The sequence below is a fragment of the Marinomonas posidonica IVIA-Po-181 genome (assembly GCF_000214215.1).
Classification (GTDB): Bacteria; Pseudomonadota; Gammaproteobacteria; order Pseudomonadales; family Marinomonadaceae; genus Marinomonas; species Marinomonas posidonica.
This window is the reverse complement of sequence record NC_015559.1, coordinates 2,862,091-2,885,996: the sequence shown is the minus strand read 5'-3', so window position 1 is coordinate 2,885,996 and position 23,906 is coordinate 2,862,091. Positions and strand designations below refer to the sequence as shown.

Below are 23,906 nucleotides of genomic sequence, written 5' to 3'. Positions count from 1 at the left end.
TTGGAGTTATTTTTATGATGCCATTTCGTATAGGTCATGGGTTTGATGTTCATAAATTTGGCGAGGGCGACCATGTTATTCTGGGTGGCGTGTCGATACCTTATTCGCAGGGTTTGATTGCCCACTCAGATGGTGATGTGGTTTTACATGCTCTGACAGATGCCTTGCTAGGCGCAGCAGCTCTAGGCGACATTGGTAAACATTTTCCTGATACCGATGCGGCATTTTCAGGAGCTGACAGTCGGATTTTATTAAAGCGTGCTTTCGCTGAAATTAAAGCATTGGGGCTGTTAGTGGGAAACCTAGACGTGACTATTTTAGCGCAAGCGCCAAAAATGCGACCACATATTGACGCCATGCGAGCCAATATTGCCGAAGACCTTGAGGTCGATGTGTCACAGGTGAACGTAAAAGCCACGACGACAGAAAAATTGGGGTTTACGGGTCGCAAAGAAGGCATTGCGGTGGAAGCTGTGGCATTGCTGCATAAGCAAGGGGCCTTATGAATACGGATTGGCAATACGCTTGGTCAGAGCCCAGTAATACGGGTGACTTAAAAACACATGCCCAAGACTTTTATGTGGAAGAGCAGCTAGGGTTTGAGCCAGATGGAAAAGGCGAGTTCTGTTATGTGTTTATTGAAAAATTAGGGGTTAATACCGACTTCTTAGCAAAGCGCTTAGCTCAATTGGCTGGGATTGCTGCCAATAAGGTGACTTACAGTGGCGTAAAAGATCGCCATGCTTGCACGCGTCAATGGTTTTGCTTGCATACCCTGAATGAGGAACCGGATTTATCGGATCTTCATCAAGCGTTCCGTGAACCCGAGAGTGTCCGTTTAATCGCCCAATTACGCCATTCTAAAAAACTAAAAACGGGCACCCATTTTGCCAATCGTTTTATCATTCGGTTGCGTAATGTGGCGGGTGACCTAGAAGAACTAGAAGCGCGTTTACAGTTGGTTCAGCAAGGCGGTGTGCCGAATTACTATGGGCCTCAGCGTTTTGGTATTAACGGTAACAACTTGCACAACGGCAAAGAATTTGTCTTAAAAGGGCGGCAAAGTCGTCGCAAATTATCAAAGACGGAGTCCTTTTGGTTGTCTGCTATTCGCTCTTGGTGCTTCAATCAAGCCTTGAGTGATCAGGTTGAAAACGGCATGTGGGATCGTTTATGTGATGCTGATATTGCACAGTTTCAGCATAAAGAGGAGCAGTTTCGAGTGCAGCAACGATCAGCGTTGATGCATTTGAGTGTGGCGCGAGGCCAGATTAGTCCAGTGTTACCTTTGTTAAGTCCTGGCTGGGAAGGTGGTACGGGGCCTCAAAGAGAAGCCGCCATAAAAGCGTCATTGGCAGACTATGGTGAGCTGGTCGAGGCGCTGATGGATTTTGGTTTATCTCGAGACAGTCGTTTGGCCAGATTGGTGCCAATGAACATGGCCTGGGAATTGCTAAAGGAAGAGACGGGAGAAGCCCAGTTAATTCTTGAATTTTCGTTACCTAAAGGTTGTTTCGCTACCAGTATTCTGCGAGAGATGATGAATTTTACGGACAAATCAGCTGAGAAATATCATGAGAATTCTGATCGCGAATGACGACGGTATAGACGCGTTGGGTATTCAGACCTTATCAAGGTATCTACAAGCGCAATATGACACCTTGATGGTCGCGCCTGACCGTAACCGCAGTGGTGCCAGTAACTCGCTTACCCTGACTCGCCCTTTGCAGCCCTGTAAGGTAGCAGACCGAGCCTATAAAGTAGATGGCACCCCAAGCGATTGTGTCAATCTGGCTCTGTCTGGGGTGATTGATGGGCAAGTTGATCTGGTGGTTTCCGGTATTAATCATGGTCCTAACTTAGGCGATGACGTGATTTACTCAGGCACGGTAGCGGCGGCTATGGAAGCAAGACATTTAGGTCGTCCTGCTTTAGCTGTGTCATTGGTTGGTAATCAACACTTTGCAACAGCAGCGCAAGTGGTATTGGCTTTGCTAAAAGACACTCATACGTTGAATATGCCCGCCGGGGTATTGCTCAATGTGAATGTGCCGGATTTGCCTTACGATGACATCAAAGGGCTTCAGGTGACTAAGCTAGGCTATCGTCATAAAGCACAAGCGCCTGTGTCTGCCCAGCATCCTCGAGGTATGCCAAGTTACTGGATCGGCGCCTTGTCTGATCCGTATGATGCATCGTCAGGTACCGATTTTGATGCGGTGGCAAATGGCTATGTTTCTGTGACGCCGATTCACACAGACATGACCTGCTACGAAGCAACATCTTCTTTGGAAAAATGGATTGATATCGTCACACTATGAGCCAGCATGACCTTAATTGGTTAATAACCCATACGGAGCCAAGAGCCTCCGGTATGATTCATCAGCTTGAAGAGCAGGGTATTACTCATTCTGAGCTATTGGCTTTAATGGGCAATATTCCTCGGCACGAGTTTGTTGAACCGGCGTTTTCTCATCTGGCTTATTCTGCCACCCCATTGCCCATAGGTCGTAATCAAACCATTAGTCAGCCATTAACGGTGGCCAGAATGACGGAGTGGTTATTGCAATATGCCAGGCTGGGTCGTGTGTTAGAGATTGGCACAGGCTCAGGTTATCAGACCCGTATTTTGGCGCACTTTTTTAATAAGGTGCATACCATAGAGCGCCAGCAATCTCTGTATCAACAGGCTAAGCAAAGGCTGTCTTCTATGGGCGTCAATAATGTCGAGCATTTGTTTGCTGATGGGCAGGCGGGCTGGCCTCATCGTATTGAAATGGATGCGGTGATTATCACCGCGATGGCCAGTAAAATCCCCTTGGCGTTGACGAACTGTTTAAAAGAAAATGGCATTCTGATTATGCCGATTGATCACCCTACGCCACAGATAGGATGTTGGCGTAAAGAAGGAGATCGCTGGAAATGTTTGGGCAATGAGTCCGCTTACTTTGTCCCTTTATTAGAAGGAATGGAACATGCCTAAATGGCTTAAAATTTATTTAAGTGGTGTCCTAATGGGGGCTGCGGATGTCGTGCCTGGCGTCTCTGGAGGTACAGTTGCTTTTATTGTGGGTGTCTATGATCGTTTGATCGCGGCGCTTAGCGGCGTTAACAAAGACAGTATTCAAATGCTATTCAAAGGAGATGTGAAAGCGCTGTGGCGTCATTTTGATGGTGGTTTTCTATTGGCATTAGGCGCTGGTGTGGTGACGAGTATTTTTCTGATTGCCGGTTTAATCACGCATTTATTGGCAGTATATCCAACCTATTTATGGAGCTTTTTCTTTGGTTTGATCTTAGCGTCTGCGGTGTTCTTATTAAAGCAGGTCAATCATTTCTCTGTTCGTCATGGTGTTGTTTTGATCGTCGGTATTATTGCTGGTGCTAGCCTGTCATTGTTGGTGCCTACGAGTATGAGCACATCTTCTCCTATGGTGTTTGTCGCAGGAATGATTGCCATCTGTGCCATGATTCTACCCGGTATTTCAGGAAGCTTTCTTTTATTGATCATGGGAATGTACAGTTTTGTGTTGAATGCTGTAAAAAGTTTTGATCTCACCGTGATTATCATCTTTGCCGCAGGGGCCTTGGTTGGCTTATTGAGCTTCTCCAAATTGCTCAATTATTTATTAAACAAAGCGCATGCCATGACCTTGTCGTTTTTGACCGGCATCATGCTTGGTGCTTTGGTGAAAGTGTGGCCTTGGAAAGAGACCTTGAGTTGGGAGCAAATAGGTGACAAAAAAATACCGGTAGAGACAAATTTAATATTACCATGGCAGGCATCGAGCTATCAGTTTCTGAACGATTTGGCGGTACCAATGGCTTTCATTTTAGTCGGTGTTTTGATGGTTTTTTATGCCTCTTACATTTATTTACGAAATGAAGACAAAAGTTAATAAACGCTACAATTCTATTGTTTGAGGGAAACATTATCCTTAGTTGTCATGATAAAAAGCCGGTTAAAAGAGTTTTGGCGTATAAAATGGGCCAATTGGTATTGCTGTGCTTTTTTCTGGCGGGTTGTTCTTATCAAGTACTGCATTTTCCAGATAAAAATACCTCTTCTTCTTCATCAAATCATGCTCAGGTTTCTTCTGTGCCATCGTCTGGGTATTATCGTGTTCGCAGCGGTGATACCTTGTTTTCCATTGCCTTCCGCTACGGTTTAGATTATCGAGAGCTTGCTAAGGCCAATAACATTGATGCTTCTTATGTTATTTATCCTAATCAAAAAATACGTTTAATAGAGGCTCAAAAAGCGTCTACTTCACAATCCAGATCGACGTCAAAGACGTCCTCTAAAAAGGCTAAAGTCACGCCAAAACCTGTTGCCTCTGTTAGCCGTCAGAAGTCCAAAAAAGCGGCAACAAAAACCTCGACTCCAGTTACAAAAGACATTAAATGGTCTTGGCCTGTAGACGGTGAGGTGAAGAGGGGGTTTTCAAACGCAGGGGTTAGTAGTAAAGGTATAGACATCAAAGCGCAAAAAGGAGATTTGGTGAAAGCCGCTGCTGATGGTGTTGTAGTGTATGCAGGCAGTGGTCTAATTGGGTACGGAAACCTTGTTATTGTGAAACACGATGATGTTTACCTCAGTGCCTATGCATACAACGAAAGAATCATAGTAAAAGAAAAGCAAAGTGTTCGAGCAGGTGATTCCCTTGCTGTAATCGGTGGTAAGGGGACGGATAGGCCCTTGCTTCACTTTGAAGTTCGTCGGGATGGACAGCCGATTGATCCGTTAGATGTATTACCCAAAAATTGAGTAAAAACTAGCGTTTTATAAGGAGGGGGTATGAAGTTAGCAAGTATGGATAAAAGCGCAGCTAAGGTCTCGAACGCCAGAGACTTTGACCTTGATACACTAGATGGCTATCAAGAAGAGGGAGCGGATGAAGAATTTGAATCCGCTGTTAATGCTCGATATGCGGAAGCAGACTCTTCTAAAAGTTTGGATGTTACTCAGTTGTATTTGAGTGAGATCGGTTTTTCACCTCTTTTGTCCGCAGAAGAAGAGGTTTATTTTGCTCGCCTGGCATTGAAAGGTGATGAGAAAGCACGCAAACGTATGATCGAAAGTAATCTGCGTTTAGTGGTGAAAATCTCTCGACGTTATCTCAACCGTGGTCTGTCGCTACTTGATCTGATTGAGGAAGGGAATTTAGGGCTCATCAGAGCTGTGGAAAAGTTTGACCCTGAGCGAGGTTTTCGTTTTTCAACTTACGCGACATGGTGGATACGCCAGACCATTGAGCGTGCCATCATGAACCAAACCCGAACGATTCGTTTACCTATTCATGTTGTAAAAGAACTTAATGTGTACCTTCGGGCTGCTCGTGAATTGACTCAAACGTTAGATCACGAACCGAGCCCTGAAGAAATCGCAGACAAGCTTGATTGTCCTGTTGAAGATGTGCAAAAAATGTTGGGACTGAATGAAAAAATCAGTTCTATTGATGCGTCTTTCGGTGGTGAAAATAACGATAAAAGTTTAGTTGAAGTCTTGGCGGATGACTTACATCAAGGGCCAGAGGCGGATCGTCAGGATGGTGATGTGCTGCAAGGCATTGAACAATGGCTTGACGAGTTAAGTGAGAAACAGTGTGAGGTGATTACGCGCCGTTTTGGACTACGTGGACATGAAGCCAGTACCCTTGAGCATGTCGGTGCGGAAATTGGTTTAACACGGGAGCGTGTACGTCAGATACAAGTAGAAGCGTTACGCAAATTACGTCTGATCCTAGATAAAGAGGGTTTGTCACTGGACGATGTGATTGGCATAAATGAATAAATTGTTACTCTTACAAGCAGTATAACGAAAAAGGCCCAAATAGCATTTGGGCCTTTTAGTATGTGCTTCGTTTTATCTTACAGCTTGGTTTTACTGTTCTGCTAGTGGTTCAGAATCGGTCATGTCGAGAATATATTGCTGTATTTTTTTGCTGTACTTATCAGACAGTCCTTTGACTTCATACGCCAAGGTTTCGTCATCACCTTCTTCGATAACGTCGGGAAGGCTAGTAAACACACGATTTTGAATTTGCGATAAAGTAAAAATATCGTCTGTGATGACAAGCTTGTTAATGTGTTGAGTTTTTTTCAGTTGAGCAACCTTATCGAGTACCCCTACGATTCTTTCAGGCTCTAGCTTATCTTCTTTAATCATGTGCGATACTTGCGCATTACCTTGGTGAAGACCTAAGTGAAAGTCGAGCTTAGGGGCTTCTTCGTAGAGCTCATTTTCATAAAGTTTTTCGACTAATCCAATGAATAACTCAGCCGTACAAATCGCATTCAGGTATAAATTGTCTTCACAGTGTTCTGCACTAAAGAGAATGATGGCGGCATCATTCTGATATTGATGAACCTGACCTAGGTATGTCTCGCTGGCTTGAAACATAGCACGGTAGATAGGGGTTAATAAATTCGCGACTTGAAGTGGCGATAAGTCTTCATGCCATTTTTCTAGATTGAGAATGTCAAAGTACAGTAGGCAGCTACGTTGTTTAGATTCTTCAAAGATTGCATCAAAGTTAATTTCAAATTGGGCTTTTTCCACTCGACTGATTTCTTCTGTTAAGTTTTCAGCGACGTTGGCTTCTACATCGGTAGCGGCTTTGACCACTTTTTTCTTCGGGCGAGTTTCGGTCACGGCTTTATGCAGCAAACGAGCTTCTTTATAGATGGGTTCAACGAGCGTCGACTTTCTTTGTTTTTTATCCAGATTAACGAGTGCATCACGGATGTCATTAATGGGGTTAAATAACCAGCGGGTGATAATAACAATGAAGAGCAGGGCGATGGTAGAGATAAAAATAGCCACACCTATTAATAAGTTATTAAGGTGTTGTAACGTGGCTTGAGCGGGGGTCTTGTCTAGTGTGATAAGGACATGCCCGACGATTTCATCACGGAATTTAATACTAGAGCTGTATACCCGGCGTTTTTCACTGGGCCTCAGTTCTTGTTCGGAACTGATACCAGCACCACTGCTATCAGCTTCAGCCAATAGCTCGTCTTTTTTATTGTAGACCCGTGCGCTGAGAATATTTTCATCGACCACTAGACGATTTAACAGGACATTTAAACTCAGTAGATCGTTGGTCAAAATGGATTGGGTGGCATTGAAGGCGGCCTGTGTCGCCAAACTGCTTCCTAACACTTCCGTTTGTTGGGAAAGGTAATTACTCAACGCGTGTGTCATGGTGTACCAAAAAATACACACGGTTAGAACCATCAATGAAAGGAACGTGGCGACCGTGATCGTAGAGGCGCTGAGTCGCTTACGTATGAACGCGGAGAAGACCTTCTTTTTTGATTGGGTTTCCATTCACTTCCTTTGGGCTTATACACAGAACAATGACTTAAGTATACACATGATAACGGCCGTTTTCTGAATTCTTTAAGCGGCATTAAAGCAAGTCGAATAAGTTTTTCATTTTTCTAAACAATCAGTAAGGCTTTTATTCTTACTCATGTTATCGGTCTTGCGAGATAAATCCTGCTTAGAGAAAAGAAAACGATTTGCTATAGTAGGCAGCACATTATTTGAGGAGCCCCTATGTCAGCTTGTATCACGCTTATTGGATCGTTTGGAACAGACTATTTAAAGCAGTTCCATGCATGGTTAAATCGCAAAAACCTCTCTGCTGAGACGCGTTTGTTATCGGATGATCGCGATGCGATAAGGGTTGCTCAAGTGACGTTAGTCGATGACCTTCCTGAGCTTGATTCGTTTCGAGCTGAATTATTGAAATTGGCAGATGACACTGGCATAGATCATATTCTGCAAACCTCTAAATTGGACATCAAAGCGGGTGGTGTGGCGGTCTTTGATATGGACTCGACGTTAATCAAAGCAGAAGTCATGGACGAATTAGCTGTTGAAGTCGGGATAGGTGAACAAATCTCAGCGGTGACAGCCAGTGCAATGCGAGGCGAAATCGATTTTGTGGAAAGTTTTGTGCAAAGATTAGCGCTTTTAAAAGGATTGAGCAGTGATGTGATGGATGGTGTCTATCAACGCATTCAACCAATGGATGGTATTGCCAGACTAATGTCTGTACTTAACCACTTTGGTTGGCATACGGCGATATTGTCAGGCGGTTTCACCTACTTTGCTGACCGAGTTCAAGCCGAATATCAGATGAGTGAAGTGCATGCCAATGTCTTGGAAATTGAAGATGGTGTGTTAACTGGTAAGCACCTTGGCGAAATTGTTGATGGCGAGCGTAAAAAGTTATTATTGTCTAAAATAGTGGATGAACAGCAAGTGGATTGGTCGCAAACCATTGCTTGTGGTGATGGTGCCAATGATTTGCTGATGCTTAATCAGGCGGCACTTGGGGTTGCTTTGCATGCCAAGCCACTCGTTCGTCAACAAGCACCTTGTCCGATGAATCAGCTCGGTTTAGATGGAATATTATATCTTTTAGGTATGACTTCTGTGGAAATAAAACGCCTTGAAGCCTAATTAAGCTTACCGAGGTTATTGTTCAATAAATGAAATAGGTCTGATTCGAGGGCAATGCTATGGTCTTCCGGAAAAGCTTGTTATGATCATCAGTTATAATAAGTCTAAATGAGGTGTGGGTGTGTCAGAAATAAAGTTATCGGACATCGATCTGAATTTGCTTTATGTGCTTCAAGTGCTAATCGAAGAGCTGAATGTTACCAAAGCTGCATCTCGTTTAAATGTTTCTCAACCAGCTGTGAGTCGTTCTTTGTCTCGTTTAAGAGATGTATTTGATGACCCTTTATTTATTAGAACTTCTCATGGTTTGTCTGCAACGGCGAAAACGCAAGGTTTAGCACCTTATTTGGCCGATACCCTGAAAAATCTTGAGAACCTAATACAGCCCATCGAATTTAATCCGGCGCAAAGCAAGCGACGTTTTTCCTTATCAACTACCGATTTTGGTACGCTAACTGTCTTACCTAAGATACTTGATCAATTTCGTCAGGCAGCACCTAATGCGGTATTGGATGTGAAATCCTGGAATGAAGACATGGTCACCGAGCTAGATCAGTGTAATATTGATCTGGCCGTGTCGGTTTTATCAAAGGAGCCGCCATCAGGCATACGTGCGATGCGTCTGCAAAGTGATCATATGGTGTGTTTGGCGCGTAAGGGACATCCTCTTCTTAACCAAGGCTTAACGCTCGACGCTTATTTGCAGGCGGACCATGTGCAGGTTGTACTGGGACGACGTGAATTTTTTGCGGTGGATCGAGAACTTGATAAGCTGGGGCACAAACGACATGTTTCTGTGCATTTACCGAATTTTGTGCCGGCGGCAAGAACCGTTATGAACAGTGATTTGTTGTTAACTGTCCCAAAATTGTTTGCCGAGGACATGGTGCAGACGGCATCAGACATAGAGCTGTTTGAGCTACCTTTTCAAACGCGAAGTTTTGATTACTCGATGATCTGGCATGAAAGTTATCAACATGATTCGGCACACATGTGGTTTCGTGGTTTATTGAGGCAAGCGTTTATTGATGCAACACAATCTGCTTAAAGCAAGCCCCTAAGTCTGCTTTATTTTTCCAAGTTGGTTAAGCGACTGACCCATTCTTTTGTTAATACTTCTACTAAACTGTAGCGTTTTAACGTCATGGCTTCGGCTAAATTGTCAAAATTCTCTTCCAGATAGTCGTGCAGTATGGAGTCTCTTAATTGGATTAGGTATTTGATTTGCTCGGCTTGTTCGAAAGTTACATCTTTATGGCTGATAAGCGCTTCTAGTACATCTTTACGAGCTTGCACCTCGGTTTGGTAATGATGCTTCAACACGTATTTTGCCAGATCTAACATGGAAGCAACGAGAAGTTGAAATGAATGTTCTATGACCATGATTTCATCACGGCTGTATTCCCCGTTTTTGGTTTGCTTACGAAATGAGTCGAGTCTTTTAATCATGCTGTGTTGATGATCATAAAGAGCATTTTCCCAATTTAAGTCTCTCATTTAAGCACCTCTCCAGTAGATGAAAGCACACTTTTTTAGTGTGCTTTCATCAGTTTAGGTGAGCATTGGCCATTTTGAAAAGATTAGAAGCTGTGAAAAGGGTAAAAATCGTACTCTTGGTCTTCTTTTACTAACTCTTGCGCTCTAATGTGTAGATAACCTTGGCTTTCGCATGCTGCTAACAAAGCACCGGAGCTTTGTTGAGCGTGAGGGTGCGCTTTACCCTGTCGGATCGTCACTCGTAAGAATTCATCTCGTTGAATGGCTCTGTGGCGATTAAAGCCAGCCTTAATCTTATAAGCCTCTGGTCTGGTGGCTTGAGCGCCAGCGCATACAGAGAGTAATAGACGAGCGAACCAATGAAAAGTCACTAGGGTTGAGCTTGGATTGCCGGGTAATCCTAAAAAGGGAATCCCTTCTAAGCTTGCATGAACTAATGGTTTCCCGGGTTTGATGGCGATTTTCCATAGGTGCAATGTGCCAAGCTTTTCCAGTACACCTTTTACATGATCTTCTTCTCCGACCGATACGCCGCCAGATGATAAGATCACGTCGCATTCTTTGATCAGCTGTTGCAACGCTTGCTCTGTCGCTTCTGGAGTATCGGCCGCATGCAATGAGCAGGTGACCTTATGTCCAGCTTCAGAGACCAATGCCGCTAGCATAGGCCCATTAGAATTATAGATTTGTCCGCTTTTTAACGATGATCCAGCCGGAATTAATTCGTCACCTGTGGTCAGAATGCCGACTTTAAGAGGTGTAAACACTGTGATTTGAGTGATTCCCAAACTGGCGAGCAGACCAATTTGCATGGCGCTCAGTTTCTGTCCAGCGAAAGCGATAGTTTGACCTTGTTTCATGTCTTGGCCGCTTGGTCTGACATTATCACTTTGTTGTGGTGATGGATGAAAACAGACTTGCTCCGCTTCGATTTGAGCATTTTCCTGCATGATAATGGTATCTGCCCCAGCCGGTAAAATAGCGCCAGTGAAGATGCGTGCACAGGTGCCAGTTTGTAATGGGGTAGGCGCTTGTCCTGCTGCAATGCGTTGGCTGACTGTAAAGGCTTTGCCATCTTGCCAGTCTTGATAGGCAATGGCATAACCGTCCATCGCGCTATTCGCTTGTGGTGGTACGTTAATGGGGGCCACGATATTATTGGCTAAGATACGTCCTAATGACTTTGTTAAGGGTAATGTTTCTGTTTTAACACGCACAGAAGCCGCCTGTTCGATTGCGGTTAAAGCTTCCTCAAAAGCAAGCAAACTGGACATTAAGATGTGACTCCATGAGTCGCATCTGAGGTCAATGGACCAAGCAGCATGGCAACGAAATTACAGGGTTTATGAGAAGCGTCTAATTGCTCCTTTAAAATACCATTCCAGGCAGTGCGACAAGCGCCCGTAGAGCCTGGTAAACAGAAAATTAAGGTTTGGTTGGCTAAGCCTGCAATGGCACGAGATTGGATTGTAGAAGTGCCAATTTCATCATAGGAAATTTGGCGGAATAGTTCCCCAAAGCCTTCAATGGTTTTATCGAACAGGGGGGTCATAGCCTCAGGTGTGCTGTCGCGAGCATAAAAGCCTGTACCACCAGTAATCAGCACCACATGAGTGTCTTCATCGGCAATCCATTGTGATACTACCGCACGCATTTGATAGACATCGTCTTTAACAATTTGGCGCTGTTGTAAGGTATGGCCTGAGCGAGTAAGCATGTCAATCAAAGCCTCGCCAGAAGTATCTTCTGCAAGGGTTCGAGTGTCTGAAACCGTTAAAACACTAATCTTTAATGGTCGGAATGGAGTTGGAATTTTTGCCATGTGGTTCCTTCTTAGCCGCCAGTTGCGCTCATGAAACGTAATATTTGCGGCGGTTCATCTAGGTTAAAATGATGTTGTTGAGGCTTGAGTGCCAAGGCATCAATGATGCGTTCTTTGAGCAAAAGAGCATTATTTGGATTGGCTCGTAACAGGCTTTTTAAGTCTTTCGAATGTTCGTTGCCTAGACAAAGTAACAGGCGACCTTCTGCGGTTAAGCGTACGCGATTACAGGTGTCGCAAAAATTATGACTGTGTGGGGAAATCGTGCCGATGCGATTTTCATATCCTGCTACCTGATAATATCGAGTCGGGCCACCTGTGGTCATCGTGCTAGGGCTTAATTGGTAATGCTCCGAGATCGCTTCGATCACATCATCGCTGGACATATAGGTGGCCGCTCTGTCGTGGTCATGGATCACACCGAGGGGCATTTCTTCTATGTAGCTGATGTCCAAACCACGTGTTAAAGCAAACTTTGCCAAATCTGGCACTTCATCATGGTTACGGCCTTTTAAGATGACACTGTTGATTTTCAGTCGTTTAAAAGGCAGTTGAGCAGCAGCGTCAATGCCATCAATAACTTGCTGAAATTTGTCGCGACGAGTGAGCTCGTAAAAGCGGTCTGCTTTTAAAGTGTCCAAACTGATGTTAATGCGAGACACGCCAGCGTTGAGCAAAGCGGGTGCCATTTTATAAAGTTGTGAACCATTCGTGGTAATGGTCAGTTCTTCTAAGCCAGGAGTATTTGCAATGACTTCAATTGCCCAAAGAATGTTTTTACGAACTAGCGGCTCACCACCTGTGATTCGAATGCGCTTGGTGCCCATGGCAATAAAGGTCTGCGCCACAAAGACAATTTCTTCCAAAGACAATATCTGCTCGCGCGCCAAAAAAGAAACGTCTTCATCCATACAATAGGTGCAGCGAAAATCACATCGATCGGTTACCGAGATGCGTAAATAATCAATTTTGCGACCAAAAGGATCGATCAATTCAGACATAGCCAAGACATTTTCCCCACTTGCAGACTGTCATAAAAGCAAAAAAGACCAGTGTTAGTAAAGTAGCAAGGTGGTTTTCGCGAGATTAATTCGAGGAATTCATATTTTATCTGAATTTGTGGATCGTGGGATGACGCAAAAAGCGTCATAATAAGACGCAATTATTGTTGTCGAGGAGTAGCATCTTGAACCCTGTGGTAACTAACCTCATTGAATTATTGAAACTAGAACGAGTATCCGACACCCAATTTATCGGTCGAAGTCAGGACTTGGGCTTTCCTAAACTGTTTGGTGGCCATGTTATCGGCCAAGGGGTAAGTGCCGCCACTCAAACCGTAGCAGGGCGCTTTCCCCACTCATTGCATTGTTACTTTTTACGCCCAGGTGATGCAGCTGAACCAATTCAATATGACGTGGAAATCGTGCGAGATGGTGGCAGTTTCAGTTTGCGCCGAGTCGTGGCGTCTCAGTTTGGTAAGAGTATTTTGGTAATGATGGTGTCGTTCCATTTGACGGAAAGCGGTTTAGATCATCAAGAAGCGATGCCAAATGTTCCAGGACCAGAGGCCTTTAAGTCTGAGTTATCTTTATATCGTGCCCATGCTGATGAAATTCCTCAGAAAGTACGCGAACTCTTTACTGCGGATCGCCCGATCGAATATCGTATAGTGGAAAACCAAAACCCGTTTCGCCCTCGTCCTGGCATCGCCAAGCGTCATATGTGGATTCGCAGTGTGGCACCTTTGCCAGATGATGAATTAATTCATCAATCCATGCTGGCTTATACAACCGACTATGGCTTTGTTGAAACGGCCTTGATGCCCCATGGTTTATCCATTGGGAATCCTTATTTGAATATTGCGAGCTTGGATCATGCCATTTGGTTTCACCGTCCTTTCCGTTTGGATGAATGGTTGTTGTTCGTTGCAGATTCGCCATCAGCTTGTTCGGCGAGAGGGTTTGCACGAGGACAAATCTTTAACCAAAAAGGTGAATTGGTTGCATCAATAGCGCAAGAAGGTTTGATTCGATATTCTGGCAAATAAATTGAATGAGTAGTGATGTGGTCAGTGATTATGCTGCTTCAAAGCCCATTCAATGTGTTCTTGAACCAATGGCGAGCTGTGTTTAAGCGCTTTTTTTAACGCATCAAGAATATCATCAGTGGTCTTGGCGTTCCCTAAGGCCACAGCAATGTTGCGTTGCCAGTTTTCATAGCCGGTGCGGCGAATGGGTGAGCCTTCGGTGTTTTTTAGGAAGGTTTCTTCATTCCATTGAAAGAGTTCGACTAGATCGGACGAGTCCAAATTGTGTCTTGGCTGAAAATCTTCTTCTTCCGTGTATTTGGCAAATTTGGTCCAAGGGCACACCAGCTGACAATCATCACAGCCAAAAATACGGTTGCCCATTTTGTCTCTAAGTTCTTCTGGAATGGGGCCTTTATGTTCAATGGTTAGATATGAAATGCACTTGCTTGCATCCAGTACCCAAGGTTCTACAAAGGCGTCCGTTGGACATTGAGTTAAGCAAGCATCGCAGCTGCCGCAATGACGCGTTTTCGTTGCTCCATCCACGGGCAAGGGTAAATTGGTAAAAATTTCTCCCAATAGAAACCAGCTGCCTGCTTTGGGGGTTAACAGTAAGGTGTTTTTCCCTATCCACCCCATGCCAGCTTGTTCCGCTATTTGTCGTTCTAGTATCGGGGCGCTGTCGACAAAAGCACGATAACCATGATCACCTATTTTTGCTTCGATCTTTTTAGCCAGTTGAGTTAAACGTTTGCGGATCAATTTATGATAGTCACGGCCCAGTGCATAACGGGCAATATAGGCTTTTTCCTTAGTGTGCAGACGTTTAACGGTTTCCACTGATTGCGGCAGATAGTGCATGCGTAACGAGATGACTCGGCGTGTGCCAGGGTGAAGCTGTTCTGGGTAGAAGCGCATGTCGCCATGATTGGCGAGGTAATCCATGCCAGCGTGGTAGCCCTTGTCTAACCAGTTGTTGAATTGGTCTTTGTGTTGGCCTAGATCTGGGTCCACAATGCGTGCTTCTGCAAAGCCAAATTCTGTTGCCCAGGCTTTAATATCAACGGCCAGTTGTGCAAGGTCGTCTGGGTTGGAAAGAGAAGAAGGTAGCAAGGGGAATCCATATTGACGCTAGGCAAATACTGCCTAGCGAAAGTCAGTTTGATTAGTAAAGCAGAGCATCGCCTTTTACGACGTCCATTAACAGCTTGATAAACATACGATCCGCTTCAGTATGTTCTTCTGGGATTTTCAATGTTGTCTGGCTAGACACTTCTTCCGCAATGCGTTGGTAGGCATTTGGCTCATTGATGTATTCTTTGGCAATGCGAACTAATTCAGAGGCCAATTTTGGGTCCATTAACAATTTGCGAAAACAGCGTAAGAACTCGTCGATAATGCGTTGTTGGTTTAGTTCGTTAGCCATGGTAAAGCTCCTAATCAAATAATCTTCGTATGACACCATGAAGCGGGTATTAGAGCAAGTTTTTCTGTTTGTTTTAGTGTATTGCTGTTGACAATATATCGCCTCAAAGAGAGAATCGTCCTCTTATTAAATCGACACCATCCAGTCGATAAGGTCATATCTTTGAGCCACTAGCTCATTTCAATCAGAGTCAGTCTGATAAGCACAAGCATAACGTGACGCAATATCGTTATTTTATGCTTCTCCTCGCGAAAAGACGCGGGCAGTGTAAAAACTGCGATTTATTGCGTTCGAGTGTTCTTTTTTTAAAGTTACCTCAGTTAGTTCAGCAAACTTCGTTCTATCAACTTTAATCTGTTTGTCGTATGCGGTTACAATAGCCGCACTAATAATTTTAACAGCAGATAAATACTATAGAGGGTAACAAGGTGGAGTTATTATCCGGTGGTGAAATGATCGCCCGCTTCCTCAAAGATGAGGGAGTTGAATATATCTATGGTTATCCAGGTGGTGCCGCACTTCACATTTACGATGCTTTGCATCGTCAATCTGATGTTAAGCACGTTCTGGTTAGGCATGAACAAGCGGCTACCCACATGGCAGATGGTTATGCGCGCGCAACAGGTAAAGCTGGCACTGTGCTGGTGACCTCAGGCCCTGGTGCAACCAACACGGTCACTGGTATTGCGACCGCTTACATGGACTCTATCCCAATGGTGGTTATCTGTGGTCAGGTGATGAGTTATCTGATCGGTGAAGATGCCTTCCAAGAAACCGATATGGTTGGCGTTTCGCGCCCTATCGTAAAACACAGTTTCACGGTAAAGCATCCTTCTGAAATTCCAGCCATCATGAAAAAGGCATATTACATCGCGTCCAGTGGTCGTCCTGGCCCTGTCGTTATCGATGTGCCGAAAGACATGACCATGCCGGGTGAGAAATTCGAGTACAAATACCCTGAGTCGGTTGCGTTGCGCTCTTATACGCCACCTACCAAAGGTCACAGTGGCCAGATCAAAAAAGCAGTTGAGTTGTTGTTAGCCGCTAAGCGTCCGGTTATTTATGCTGGTGGTGGTGTCATCATGGGTGGGGCGTCGGAGTTATTGGTCAATCTAGCAAAATCCTTGAATGTACCAGTGACAAATACCTTGATGGGCTTGGGTGCTTACCCAGGAACAGATCGTCAGTTTGTCGGTATGTTGGGCATGCACGGTAGTTATGAAGCCAATATGACCATGCACCACAGTGATGTCATCTTAGCCGTCGGTGCGCGTTTTGATGATCGTGTCACCAACGATCCAGATCAATTCTGCCCTGGTGCAAAAATCATTCACATTGATATTGATCCAGCAGCGATTTCGAAAACCATTCGTGCGGATGTGCCAATTGTTGGACCTGTTACTCAGGTGCTAGAAGAAATGCAATCCTTAGTCGCTGGTGAGCAGAGCAATACTGAAGCCTTGGAAACTTGGTGGAAGCAGATTGATGAATGGCGTGCGGTACACGGTGGTCGATACGACACTAGTAGTGAGCAAATCAAGCCGCAAGCGGCCATTGAAGCTTGCTGGCGTGCCACAAAAGGAGACGCATTTGTGGCTTCGGATGTGGGTCAACACCAGATGTTTGCGGCTCAGTATTACAAGTTTGACAAGCCAAATCGCTGGGTAAACTCAGGTGGCTTGGGCACCATGGGCTTTGGTTTGCCAGCGGCTATGGGTGTCAAAATGAACTTCCCTAAAGAAACCGTGGTTTGTGTGACAGGTGAAGGCAGTATTCAAATGAATATTCAAGAGCTGTCTACTTGTTTGCAATACGGTTTGCCAGTGAAGATTTTATGTCTTAACAATGGTTATCTTGGCATGGTTCGCCAATGGCAAGATATGAACTATGAAGGTCGTTATTCTAATTCTTACTTGGATTCATTACCGGACTTCAAAGTATTGATGGACGCATACCGTCATAAGTATGTTGAAATTCGTAGTAAAGACGAGTTAGACGCGAAAATGGAAGAAGCTTTTGCAATGGAAGATCAATTGGTCTTCATCAATTGCTATGTGGATCCAGAAGAGCACGTTTATCCAATGCAAGTGCCACGCGGCTCTATGCGCGATATGTTCTTGAGTAAGACGGAGCGAACCTAATTATGCGACATATTATTTCTGTACTAATGGAAAATGAGCCTGGTGCTTTGTCGCGCGTAGTGGGTTTGTTTTCTCAGCGAAACTTTAATATCGAGTCTTTGAACGTTGCCGCAACGGACGATCCAACCTTGTCTCGTTTAACCTTGACAACATTTGGTTCGGATCAAGTGGTTGAGCAAATTACAAAGCAGCTAAACAAGTTGATTGATGTGGTTAAGCTGGTGGATTTGACCGAAGGGCAGCACATTGAACGTGAAATGATGCTGGTGAAAGTACGTGCAACGGGTGCTCAGCGAGCAGAAGTGAAGCGTACGGTTGATATCTTCCGTGGTAATATTGTGGATATGACGCCGTCTATCTATACCGTTCAAATTGTGGGTGAGTCCGATAAATTGGATGGTTTCCTACAAGCATTAGGTGGAACACACCTGCTTGAGGTGGTGCGAACTGGTGTTTCTGGTATTGCTCGTGGTGAGAAGACGCTGTCTCTTTGATAGTGGACTAAAGGCACAACAGCTTGTCATCCTTAAAAGCCGCGATTTATCGCGGCTTTTCTGTTTCGAAGCCCTTTGATAGGAAAACAATGTGGATAAAACGAATTGGAAGTTACTCAAAGCGTTAGAGGAAAATGCGCGACTAACTTATGCGGAGCTGGGCAAATTAGTGCATTTGTCTGCCCCCGCTGTTGCGGAGCGGGTTCGTAAGCTAGAAGAAGCTGGCGTGATTACAGGGTATCGCGCGCAAGTGAACCTAGAAAAAGTTGGTATTCCTATCACGGCCTTGGTGGAGTGTCAGGTCTATCGTACTAAGGAAAGAGAATTTAAAGCCTTGGTATTGAGTTTAGATGAGGTGTTGGATTGCTATAACGTGACTGGACCTTATGCTTTTGTGCTTCGTGTTGGTGTTCGTTCCATGTCAAAACTCGACCAATTACTAGAGCGGCTAATTGATCTAAGTGATACCAATACTATGATGATTATGTCGACGCCGGTCTCCCGCGAGATGCCGGCGGACGTTGAAAAAGCACCTGAGACTTACTGAGCTAAACTCGCTGTTGGTTTATTTTGACGTGGCCATTGACTGATGATCATGCCGACAAAAATCAGGCCACAGCCCATGAGTTCTCGCATTGATAAATACTCGTCCATTAACAGCCAACCGCCAATAGCCGCGAAAACGGCTTCTGTTGATAAGATCAATGCCGCTGAACTTGGTGCAACATTCTTTTGTCCTAGGGTTTGCAAAGAATACGCGATGGCGGAAGAGGCGATGCCGGCGTATACCAATGGAAGCCAGCTTTGTTGGATGTTTTGCCAAGTTGGCTGTTCCGTTATCAAGGCAAGAATCCAAGAAAATACCGCAACAATGACTAGCTGTACGATTGAGAAACTAATGATAGGGACTTTACGCGAGTAGTAACCTACCACTAAAACGTGCCCTGCCCAGAAAAAAGCCCCCGCTAGCTCAATGGCATCGCCTTTTTGGATGCTTAAGTTCGGCCCAACAGTGAGCGTGTATAGTCCTACTACTGCGAGAACAATACCCAGCCAAGTATGACGTTCAATCGTGTGTTTTAGAAACAAGCCAGCAATCGGTACTATCAACATGTACATGGTGGTGATAAAACCTGCGTTGGCCGCCGTAGTGTAAAGCAGGCCAATTTGTTGCAAAGTCGCACCTGAAAACAGGATTAATCCTGCGATGGCACCAGCTTTTATGGTTAAGCCAATGTCTGCCTTGCGATGACGTTCAAACAGATAGGCCAATGGCAACATGGATAAAGCGGCTAAGGTAAAGCGAGCGGCGTTGAAACTGTATGGGCCAAGGGATTCCATCCCAACACTTTGCGCCACAAAGGCAAAGCCCCAAATGGTGGCCGTTAGCCACAGAAATAAATGGGAAATCGTCATCTTTTTTCTCTTGTTTAAAAAGTGGATAAATCGTCTTTTTGTATGAGGGGAAATTGTAGGATTAAGTTGTGTTTTGCAACATAACGAAGACAAAGTAAGGTAAGCAGTTGGCTTTGGATTCGAAAGAAATGATGCATGCTGACTTACGAATAGATGGCTACTCTTCGACGGATTAAAAAACGCTTTTGGAATGCAATAAAACGGTTGGCAGAAGATGATACTCAGGGTAAAGTTGCGCCCCTTTTGATGATTTTCTGAACAGACTGTAGTGTAGGAGTAAGCTGAAGTGACCTTGAGTTTATGGTTGACGATCGCACCTTTGATTATGCTGTTATCCCTTGGGCCTGGCCCCAACAATTTTACGGCTATGCACAATGGTATGCAGTATGGCGCTGTGCCTGCGGTGATCGCCGTATTTGGACGTAATTTGGCGTTCAGTATCTTGATGTTGGTATCGGCATTGGGTTTAGGGGCCATTATTGTATCGTCGGTGTTTTGGTTCGGTGTCATCAAGTGGTTAGGTGTGGTTTATCTGTTTTACATTGGTGTGAAAACCTGGCGAAGTGCTGCAACGGCGCTGCAGGAGCATGAATCGGAAAATGGTGTGCGAGCAAAATCCAATCACCTTGCCAGAATGCGTCAGGAGTTTCTAGTTGCCATTAGTAATCCCAAAGCCATTTTGTTGTTTACGGCCATTTTCCCGCAGATGTTGGATTTGACTCAGCCGGTACCAATGCAATTCTTATGGATTGGCGTGACCTTCTGTGTGACTGAATGTATTGCTGCATATGTCTATGCCTTGGGTGGCAAACAGATTCGCCGTTTGATTAAAAAGCCAAGTGGTATGAAAAATCTAAATCGTGGAATGGGTGGGGTGTTTGTCCTCGCCAGCATCTTTTTGGCCACAGCAACCCGTTCTTAAATCATTTGTCTTCGAGCATTTAAACCTCAATAAAAAAGGTGGCTTGAGCCACCTTTTTTATTTCTCACTAAGCATGAATTCGAATTAACTGTGCTCGTTCAGAAATTCTTCGCTTAGGTAAAGCTCATCGTTACTGTTGACCTTAACATCACGCTCTAAAATCATCGTCGCAATTTTTTGTGCTTCACCTAGAGAGTGCATTTCATACGTACCGCATTGGTATTCATTCAGCTCAGGAATGTCCGCTTTGGCTTTAACGCCCAGTACGTCTTGCATGGCATTTTTCCACGCTGTCGCAACTTGCTCTTCGGATGGTGTGCCAATTAAGCTCATGTAAAAGCCGGTGCGGCAACCCATAGGCGAAATATCAATGATCTCGACTTGATCGCTGTTCAAATGATCACGCATAAAACCGGCAAATAAGTGCTCAAGTGTGTGAATGCCTGTTTCAGATAGAATCTCTTTGTTTGGTACACAGAAACGTAGGTCAAAAACAGTGATGTCGTCACCTTTGGGTGTCGACATGGATTTTGCAACGCGAACGGCAGGCGCATCCATACGAGTATGATCAACACGGAAGCTGTCTAAAAGTGGCATAAACTCTCTCCTTTGCAGCCATAACGGGGCGATGCTATGGCGTGTGTAAAAATTAACTTAGCCAAATTATACATTAAGATTGACGCATTTACTGCTGTTTTTGATGGATCTTATCCACTCGTAGGAGAGTGCTATGCAAAACATAATCGCTGCAAACAGCATGTTCTCACCGATGAAGAATGCCATAAAAACACAGCTGCAGAGTGCCAGTAAGGCTAATAGCTTTAACTGTTTATTTAAAAGCTTAATGGCCGCGATGCAGGTTAGGGTGTAAATGAGCAGAAAGCTGCCATTGGTCATTTCAATAAACCAAGCCATTTTCCAGCCGGACAGCTCTGAGAATAAAATAGACACCAAGGTAATGGCGCATACCAAAAGTACGGCCTGTGCAGGGGCGCCTTGGGCATTCAGCTGATTAAATCTGGATGGTAACGCGCCTTGTTGAGCCATGGATTGCACCATGCGGGAAAAACCAAGGATGTAAATAGCCACATTGGCGAAAGCAATCACATAAGCGCCTAGGGCAAAGATTCGGCTGCCGGTATCGCCTAGTAATTTGCTGACCAGTAAAGCAAGAGACTGGCTGTTGGTCACCTCGTCGCCATAAGTTTGATGCCAAGCAATCAATAACACTAAACTCAAATAAGCAAGAATTACTATGGCGATGCCACCTAGAAGGGCAATAGGAAAGTCACGGGTAGGGTTTTTGAACTCGGCTCCCATATGTGCCATCACTTCTATTCCCAAAAAACACCAAAAAATGACGCCTGTTGCGTAGAGAGTGGTTTGCCAATCGGCCAGATTACTAGGGGATGTGATCACTTGTGTGCTGGACTGAATATCGCCTAATAGGCATAGCAGGTTGATGGTGGCAATCATGGCGATGACCACGCCACTTTGAAAGCGAGCAGAGGTTTGAATGCCAGCCATTGCAAATACCATCATGCCAACTAGGGTGATTAAACTAAAGGTGAGAATCCAATTTTCAGTAACATTGAAGATGATGCTGAGATACGCTGCTGCTACCTTGATGGCGACGGCAGGACCCACCAATAATATACTTAGAAAGAGCCAACCAACGGCTTTTTCAATGCCACCACCAAAGGCTCGCCCTATGTAATGAGACGCCCCGCCAGCAGAAGGGTACTTGGCTCCCAAGAGGGCAAAAATAAACGCAATGGGGATAATCATCGCGGCGGTAATTAACCAAGCATAAAAAGCAAAAGAGCCTGCTTGTGCGACCGACATGGCAGGTAAAATCATTAGCCCCGTGCCGATGAAGGTGGTCACTGTCATAGCCATGCCCTGTAGTGGGCCGAGTGTTTTTTGATATTGAGTCATGATGCGCCTTGATGAATAAGCTGTTTTTTTATGGCTTCTAGCATAAAATAAGGCGCTCAATAAGAAACCATACAAGATGACGCCATTGAGGTGCAAAATGACGGAAGTTCCGTCACATTGTCTCTGGTGATGGCATAGTAAGAGGTGTTGAGTGGCGGATCAGTACGATCAAAAGATTCTGGCGTTATTAGTCGACGATGCGCGTTTATCTGTGTCGGATATCAGTCGACAGGTGAATTTGTCTCGTTCAGCGGTAACGGATCGAATTCGACGAATGGAAGAAAATGGTACCATTACGGGTTATCATGCACATACGTCGGTTTCTAAAGAAGAGGGTGTGACGGCTTATCTGGCGTTAACGTTTCGTCCAATGTCTTGTGATCTAGTTCAGCCCTTAATTGATTCCATTCCAGAAGTGAAAATGGCGCACTCGATTAGTGGCGACTTAGACTTGATACTCTTAGTGCAGGCATCGTCTATGGCGCGTTTAAGTCAGATTCGTATAGAGATGGATGAGTGGCCTAACCTTGATAAAGTGGTAACAAACATGTGTTTGTCGAAACGTATTGATCGTTGGTAGATTGATCGTGTTGCTGAGCTGAACGTGTAATATAAAAAACGGGCCGAAGCCCGTTTTTTATATCTTGGAAAAGAGTTTATGGCATCATGCCCAGTGCGGTTAAGCCCATATTTTCCGGCAAGTCCAACATGATGTTCATATTCTGAATGGCTTGACCAGAAGCGCCTTTTACCAAATTGTCGATGACGGAAAGTACAACAACTTTGTCACCGCCTTGTGGACGATACACGGCAATGCGACAGAAGTTGGCGCCTTTGGTGCTACGGGTTTCTGGCAAGCTACCAGCTGGCATTACATCAACGAAAAAGTCGCCTTTGTAGCGCGCTTCAAATAAGCTTTGCAGATCAACTGTTGTATCGATCAAGGTGGCATACATGGTTGAGTGGATACCACGTATCATAGGCACAAGGTGTGGAACAAAGGTTAATCCAACAGGGCTGTCAGTAACAGCTTGTAGTCCTTGTTTGATTTCTGGTAAATGACGGTGACCAGCTACGCCATACGCTCTAAAACTCTCACTGGCTTCACACAACAAAGAACCCACATTGGCGCCTCGACCTGCGCCACTGACACCTGATTTAGCATCAGCGATTAAATGTGCTGGATCAATGATGCCGGCTTCCAATAACGGAATTAAACCAAGTTGAGTCGCTGTGGGGTAACAGCCCGGATTGGCCACAAGCTGTGCTGTTTTTATGGCATCACGATTGATTTCGGGTAATCCGTAAACGGCTTTGGCAACATAATCTGGCGTTCTATGGTCCATGCCATACCATTTCGCCCATTCTACCGTGTCTTTGATGCGGAAGTCCGCCCCCAAATCAACGACCTTAACGCCTCGGTCAATTAATTCAGGCACTTGATCCATGGCCACGCCATGAGGTGTGGCGAAGAAAACCAAATCGCATTGTGCCAATTCGTCTACACTTGGTGTAGTGAATCGTAAGTTATAATGACCGCGTAAACTTGGGTAGATATCTGAAACCAGTTTGCCTTCTTCACTACGAGAAGTAATGGCCACCACTTCAACTTGAGGGTGGTTTGCAAGTAGTCTTAATAACTCGGCTCCGGTGTAACCCGTACCGCCAACGATACCTATTTTATACACGATATTTTCCTATCTATTGATGCCTGTACTGTTAGCCTGTACTGAGGCGATTGCGAA

General features: G+C 44.8%; 26 protein-coding genes. 15 read left to right on the top strand and 11 right to left on the bottom strand.

Going from position 1 to position 23,906, the window contains the following annotated elements; all coding sequences use genetic code 11:
* Positions 1–14 precede the first annotated feature (14 nt).
* The 7 genes from ispF (at position 15) to rpoS (ending at position 5,794) form a co-directional block, all read left to right on the top strand.
* Complete coding sequence (gene ispF, locus MAR181_RS13270; RefSeq protein ID WP_013797106.1) at positions 15–506, top strand: 2-C-methyl-D-erythritol 2,4-cyclodiphosphate synthase; 492 nt, start codon at positions 15–17, stop codon at positions 504–506.
* Positions 503–1,597, top strand: coding sequence for a tRNA pseudouridine(13) synthase TruD (gene truD, locus MAR181_RS13265; RefSeq protein ID WP_013797105.1), 1,095 nt, complete (start codon positions 503–505; stop codon positions 1,595–1,597). The genes ispF and truD overlap by 4 nt, the downstream gene beginning before the upstream one ends.
* Positions 1,575–2,321, top strand: a complete 747-nt coding sequence (gene surE / locus MAR181_RS13260) for a 5'/3'-nucleotidase SurE (protein ID WP_013797104.1) — start codon at positions 1,575–1,577, stop codon at positions 2,319–2,321. The genes truD and surE overlap by 23 nt, the downstream gene beginning before the upstream one ends.
* Positions 2,318–2,983: a protein-L-isoaspartate(D-aspartate) O-methyltransferase gene (locus MAR181_RS13255; RefSeq protein WP_013797103.1), complete on the top strand. Its 666-nt coding sequence runs from the start codon at positions 2,318–2,320 to the stop codon at positions 2,981–2,983. Before surE ends, MAR181_RS13255 begins: the two co-directional genes overlap by 4 nt.
* Positions 2,976–3,899, top strand: a complete 924-nt coding sequence (locus MAR181_RS13250) for a DUF368 domain-containing protein (protein ID WP_013797102.1) — start codon at positions 2,976–2,978, stop codon at positions 3,897–3,899. Before MAR181_RS13255 ends, MAR181_RS13250 begins: the two co-directional genes overlap by 8 nt.
* A gap of 86 nt (positions 3,900–3,985) precedes the next feature.
* The gene (locus MAR181_RS13245) at positions 3,986–4,768 is read left to right on the top strand and encodes a peptidoglycan DD-metalloendopeptidase family protein (RefSeq protein ID WP_013797101.1); all 783 of its coding nucleotides are present in this window, start codon (positions 3,986–3,988) and stop codon (positions 4,766–4,768) included.
* A gap of 30 nt (positions 4,769–4,798) precedes the next feature.
* Entirely contained in the window at positions 4,799–5,794 is a 996-nt protein-coding gene (gene rpoS, locus MAR181_RS13240; protein ID WP_013797100.1) for an RNA polymerase sigma factor RpoS, read from the top strand.
* A gap of 90 nt (positions 5,795–5,884) precedes the next feature.
* On the opposite strand, the gene MAR181_RS13235 is transcribed toward rpoS, so the two are convergent.
* Positions 5,885–7,333 (bottom strand): YtjB family periplasmic protein, encoded by a 1,449-nt coding sequence (locus tag MAR181_RS13235; protein WP_013797099.1) that lies wholly within the window; start codon positions 7,331–7,333, stop codon positions 5,885–5,887.
* 231 nt (positions 7,334–7,564) lie between these two features.
* Here MAR181_RS13235 and serB point away from each other — a divergent pair, with 231 nt between their 5' ends.
* A complete protein-coding gene (gene serB, locus MAR181_RS13230; protein ID WP_013797098.1) occupies positions 7,565–8,476 on the top strand; it encodes a phosphoserine phosphatase SerB in 912 nt (303 codons plus the stop codon).
* A gap of 121 nt (positions 8,477–8,597) precedes the next feature.
* On the top strand, positions 8,598–9,524 hold the full coding sequence (locus tag MAR181_RS13225) for a LysR family transcriptional regulator (protein WP_013797097.1): 927 nt from the start codon (positions 8,598–8,600) through the stop codon (positions 9,522–9,524).
* 20 nt (positions 9,525–9,544) lie between these two features.
* Here the strand turns inward: MAR181_RS13225 and MAR181_RS13220 are convergent, their stop codons facing one another.
* The 4 genes from MAR181_RS13220 to moaA all read right to left on the bottom strand — a co-directional run bounded on the left by MAR181_RS13220 (position 9,545) and on the right by moaA (position 12,796).
* Positions 9,545–9,973 (bottom strand): HepT-like ribonuclease domain-containing protein, encoded by a 429-nt coding sequence (locus tag MAR181_RS13220; RefSeq protein ID WP_013797096.1) that lies wholly within the window; start codon positions 9,971–9,973, stop codon positions 9,545–9,547.
* Between the two features lie 83 nt (positions 9,974–10,056).
* Entirely contained in the window at positions 10,057–11,247 is a 1,191-nt protein-coding gene (locus tag MAR181_RS13215; protein WP_013797095.1) for a molybdopterin molybdotransferase MoeA, read from the bottom strand.
* Positions 11,247–11,795, bottom strand: a complete 549-nt coding sequence (moaB, locus tag MAR181_RS13210) for a molybdenum cofactor biosynthesis protein B (RefSeq protein WP_013797094.1) — start codon at positions 11,793–11,795, stop codon at positions 11,247–11,249. The genes MAR181_RS13215 and moaB overlap by 1 nt, the downstream gene beginning before the upstream one ends.
* Positions 11,796–11,806: 11 nt before the next feature.
* The gene (gene moaA, locus MAR181_RS13205; RefSeq protein WP_013797093.1) at positions 11,807–12,796 is read right to left on the bottom strand and encodes a GTP 3',8-cyclase MoaA; all 990 of its coding nucleotides are present in this window, start codon (positions 12,794–12,796) and stop codon (positions 11,807–11,809) included.
* Between the two features lie 185 nt (positions 12,797–12,981).
* Here moaA and MAR181_RS13200 point away from each other — a divergent pair, with 185 nt between their 5' ends.
* Positions 12,982–13,842, top strand: a complete 861-nt coding sequence (locus MAR181_RS13200; protein WP_013797092.1) for an acyl-CoA thioesterase — start codon at positions 12,982–12,984, stop codon at positions 13,840–13,842.
* Between the two features lie 21 nt (positions 13,843–13,863).
* Here the strand turns inward: MAR181_RS13200 and queG are convergent, their stop codons facing one another.
* Both queG and MAR181_RS13190 read right to left on the bottom strand, forming a co-directional pair.
* Positions 13,864–14,937 (bottom strand): tRNA epoxyqueuosine(34) reductase QueG, encoded by a 1,074-nt coding sequence (gene queG / locus MAR181_RS13195; RefSeq protein ID WP_013797091.1) that lies wholly within the window; start codon positions 14,935–14,937, stop codon positions 13,864–13,866.
* A 52-nt stretch (positions 14,938–14,989) separates the two neighbouring features.
* Positions 14,990–15,250: a hypothetical protein gene (locus MAR181_RS13190; protein WP_013797090.1), complete on the bottom strand. Its 261-nt coding sequence runs from the start codon at positions 15,248–15,250 to the stop codon at positions 14,990–14,992.
* 428 nt (positions 15,251–15,678) lie between these two features.
* Here MAR181_RS13190 and MAR181_RS13185 point away from each other — a divergent pair, with 428 nt between their 5' ends.
* The 3 genes from MAR181_RS13185 to MAR181_RS13175 all read left to right on the top strand — a co-directional run bounded on the left by MAR181_RS13185 (position 15,679) and on the right by MAR181_RS13175 (position 18,432).
* Positions 15,679–17,391, top strand: a complete 1,713-nt coding sequence (locus MAR181_RS13185) for an acetolactate synthase 3 large subunit (protein WP_013797089.1) — start codon at positions 15,679–15,681, stop codon at positions 17,389–17,391.
* Between the two features lie 2 nt (positions 17,392–17,393).
* A complete protein-coding gene (gene ilvN / locus MAR181_RS13180; protein WP_013797088.1) occupies positions 17,394–17,885 on the top strand; it encodes an acetolactate synthase small subunit in 492 nt (163 codons plus the stop codon).
* A gap of 91 nt (positions 17,886–17,976) precedes the next feature.
* Complete coding sequence (locus MAR181_RS13175) at positions 17,977–18,432, top strand: Lrp/AsnC family transcriptional regulator (protein ID WP_013797087.1); 456 nt, start codon at positions 17,977–17,979, stop codon at positions 18,430–18,432.
* On the opposite strand, the gene MAR181_RS13170 is transcribed toward MAR181_RS13175, so the two are convergent.
* Positions 18,426–19,301 carry a DMT family transporter gene (locus MAR181_RS13170; RefSeq protein WP_013797086.1) on the bottom strand — a complete coding sequence of 292 codons (876 nt, stop codon included), beginning with the start codon at positions 19,299–19,301 and terminating at the stop codon, positions 18,426–18,428. The genes MAR181_RS13175 and MAR181_RS13170 overlap by 7 nt on opposite strands.
* A 286-nt stretch (positions 19,302–19,587) precedes the next feature.
* Here MAR181_RS13170 and MAR181_RS13165 point away from each other — a divergent pair, with 286 nt between their 5' ends.
* Positions 19,588–20,223: a LysE family translocator gene (locus tag MAR181_RS13165; RefSeq protein WP_013797085.1), complete on the top strand. Its 636-nt coding sequence runs from the start codon at positions 19,588–19,590 to the stop codon at positions 20,221–20,223.
* An 84-nt stretch (positions 20,224–20,307) separates the two neighbouring features.
* On the opposite strand, the gene luxS is transcribed toward MAR181_RS13165, so the two are convergent.
* A complete protein-coding gene (gene luxS / locus MAR181_RS13160; RefSeq protein WP_013797084.1) occupies positions 20,308–20,820 on the bottom strand; it encodes an S-ribosylhomocysteine lyase in 513 nt (170 codons plus the stop codon).
* Between the two features lie 66 nt (positions 20,821–20,886).
* Positions 20,887–22,161, bottom strand: coding sequence for an L-methionine/branched-chain amino acid transporter (yjeH, locus tag MAR181_RS13155; protein ID WP_013797083.1), 1,275 nt, complete (start codon positions 22,159–22,161; stop codon positions 20,887–20,889).
* Between the two features lie 151 nt (positions 22,162–22,312).
* On the opposite strand from yjeH, the gene MAR181_RS13150 reads away from it, so the two are divergent.
* Complete coding sequence (locus MAR181_RS13150; protein WP_013797082.1) at positions 22,313–22,741, top strand: Lrp/AsnC family transcriptional regulator; 429 nt, start codon at positions 22,313–22,315, stop codon at positions 22,739–22,741.
* Positions 22,742–22,817: 76 nt separating this feature from the next.
* Here the strand turns inward: MAR181_RS13150 and argC are convergent, their stop codons facing one another.
* Positions 22,818–23,849 (bottom strand): N-acetyl-gamma-glutamyl-phosphate reductase, encoded by a 1,032-nt coding sequence (gene argC / locus MAR181_RS13145; RefSeq protein ID WP_013797081.1) that lies wholly within the window; start codon positions 23,847–23,849, stop codon positions 22,818–22,820.
* Between the last annotated feature and the right edge of the window lie 57 nt (positions 23,850–23,906).

What these genes read in the sequence shown, in the direction of transcription:
- ispF (WP_013797106.1), top strand. Translation starts at nt 15, where the DNA reads ATGATGCCATTTCGTATAGGTCATGGGTTTGATGTTCATAAATTTGGC.
- truD (WP_013797105.1), top strand. Translation starts at nt 503, where the DNA reads ATGAATACGGATTGGCAATACGCTTGGTCAGAGCCCAGTAATACGGGT.
- surE (WP_013797104.1), top strand. Translation starts at nt 1,575, where the DNA reads ATGAGAATTCTGATCGCGAATGACGACGGTATAGACGCGTTGGGTATT.
- MAR181_RS13255 (WP_013797103.1), top strand. Translation starts at nt 2,318, where the DNA reads ATGAGCCAGCATGACCTTAATTGGTTAATAACCCATACGGAGCCAAGA.
- MAR181_RS13250 (WP_013797102.1), top strand. Translation starts at nt 2,976, where the DNA reads ATGCCTAAATGGCTTAAAATTTATTTAAGTGGTGTCCTAATGGGGGCT.
- MAR181_RS13245 (WP_013797101.1), top strand. Translation starts at nt 3,986, where the DNA reads ATGGGCCAATTGGTATTGCTGTGCTTTTTTCTGGCGGGTTGTTCTTAT.
- rpoS (WP_013797100.1), top strand. Translation starts at nt 4,799, where the DNA reads ATGAAGTTAGCAAGTATGGATAAAAGCGCAGCTAAGGTCTCGAACGCC.
- MAR181_RS13235 (WP_013797099.1), bottom strand. Translation starts at nt 7,333, where the DNA reads ATGGAAACCCAATCAAAAAAGAAGGTCTTCTCCGCGTTCATACGTAAG.
- serB (WP_013797098.1), top strand. Translation starts at nt 7,565, where the DNA reads ATGTCAGCTTGTATCACGCTTATTGGATCGTTTGGAACAGACTATTTA.
- MAR181_RS13220 (WP_013797096.1), bottom strand. Translation starts at nt 9,973, where the DNA reads ATGAGAGACTTAAATTGGGAAAATGCTCTTTATGATCATCAACACAGC.
- MAR181_RS13215 (WP_013797095.1), bottom strand. Translation starts at nt 11,247, where the DNA reads ATGTCCAGTTTGCTTGCTTTTGAGGAAGCTTTAACCGCAATCGAACAG.
- moaB (WP_013797094.1), bottom strand. Translation starts at nt 11,795, where the DNA reads ATGGCAAAAATTCCAACTCCATTCCGACCATTAAAGATTAGTGTTTTA.
- moaA (WP_013797093.1), bottom strand. Translation starts at nt 12,796, where the DNA reads ATGTCTGAATTGATCGATCCTTTTGGTCGCAAAATTGATTATTTACGC.
- MAR181_RS13190 (WP_013797090.1), bottom strand. Translation starts at nt 15,250, where the DNA reads ATGGCTAACGAACTAAACCAACAACGCATTATCGACGAGTTCTTACGC.
- ilvN (WP_013797088.1), top strand. Translation starts at nt 17,394, where the DNA reads ATGCGACATATTATTTCTGTACTAATGGAAAATGAGCCTGGTGCTTTG.
- MAR181_RS13170 (WP_013797086.1), bottom strand. Translation starts at nt 19,301, where the DNA reads ATGACGATTTCCCATTTATTTCTGTGGCTAACGGCCACCATTTGGGGC.
- luxS (WP_013797084.1), bottom strand. Translation starts at nt 20,820, where the DNA reads ATGCCACTTTTAGACAGCTTCCGTGTTGATCATACTCGTATGGATGCG.
- yjeH (WP_013797083.1), bottom strand. Translation starts at nt 22,161, where the DNA reads ATGACTCAATATCAAAAAACACTCGGCCCACTACAGGGCATGGCTATG.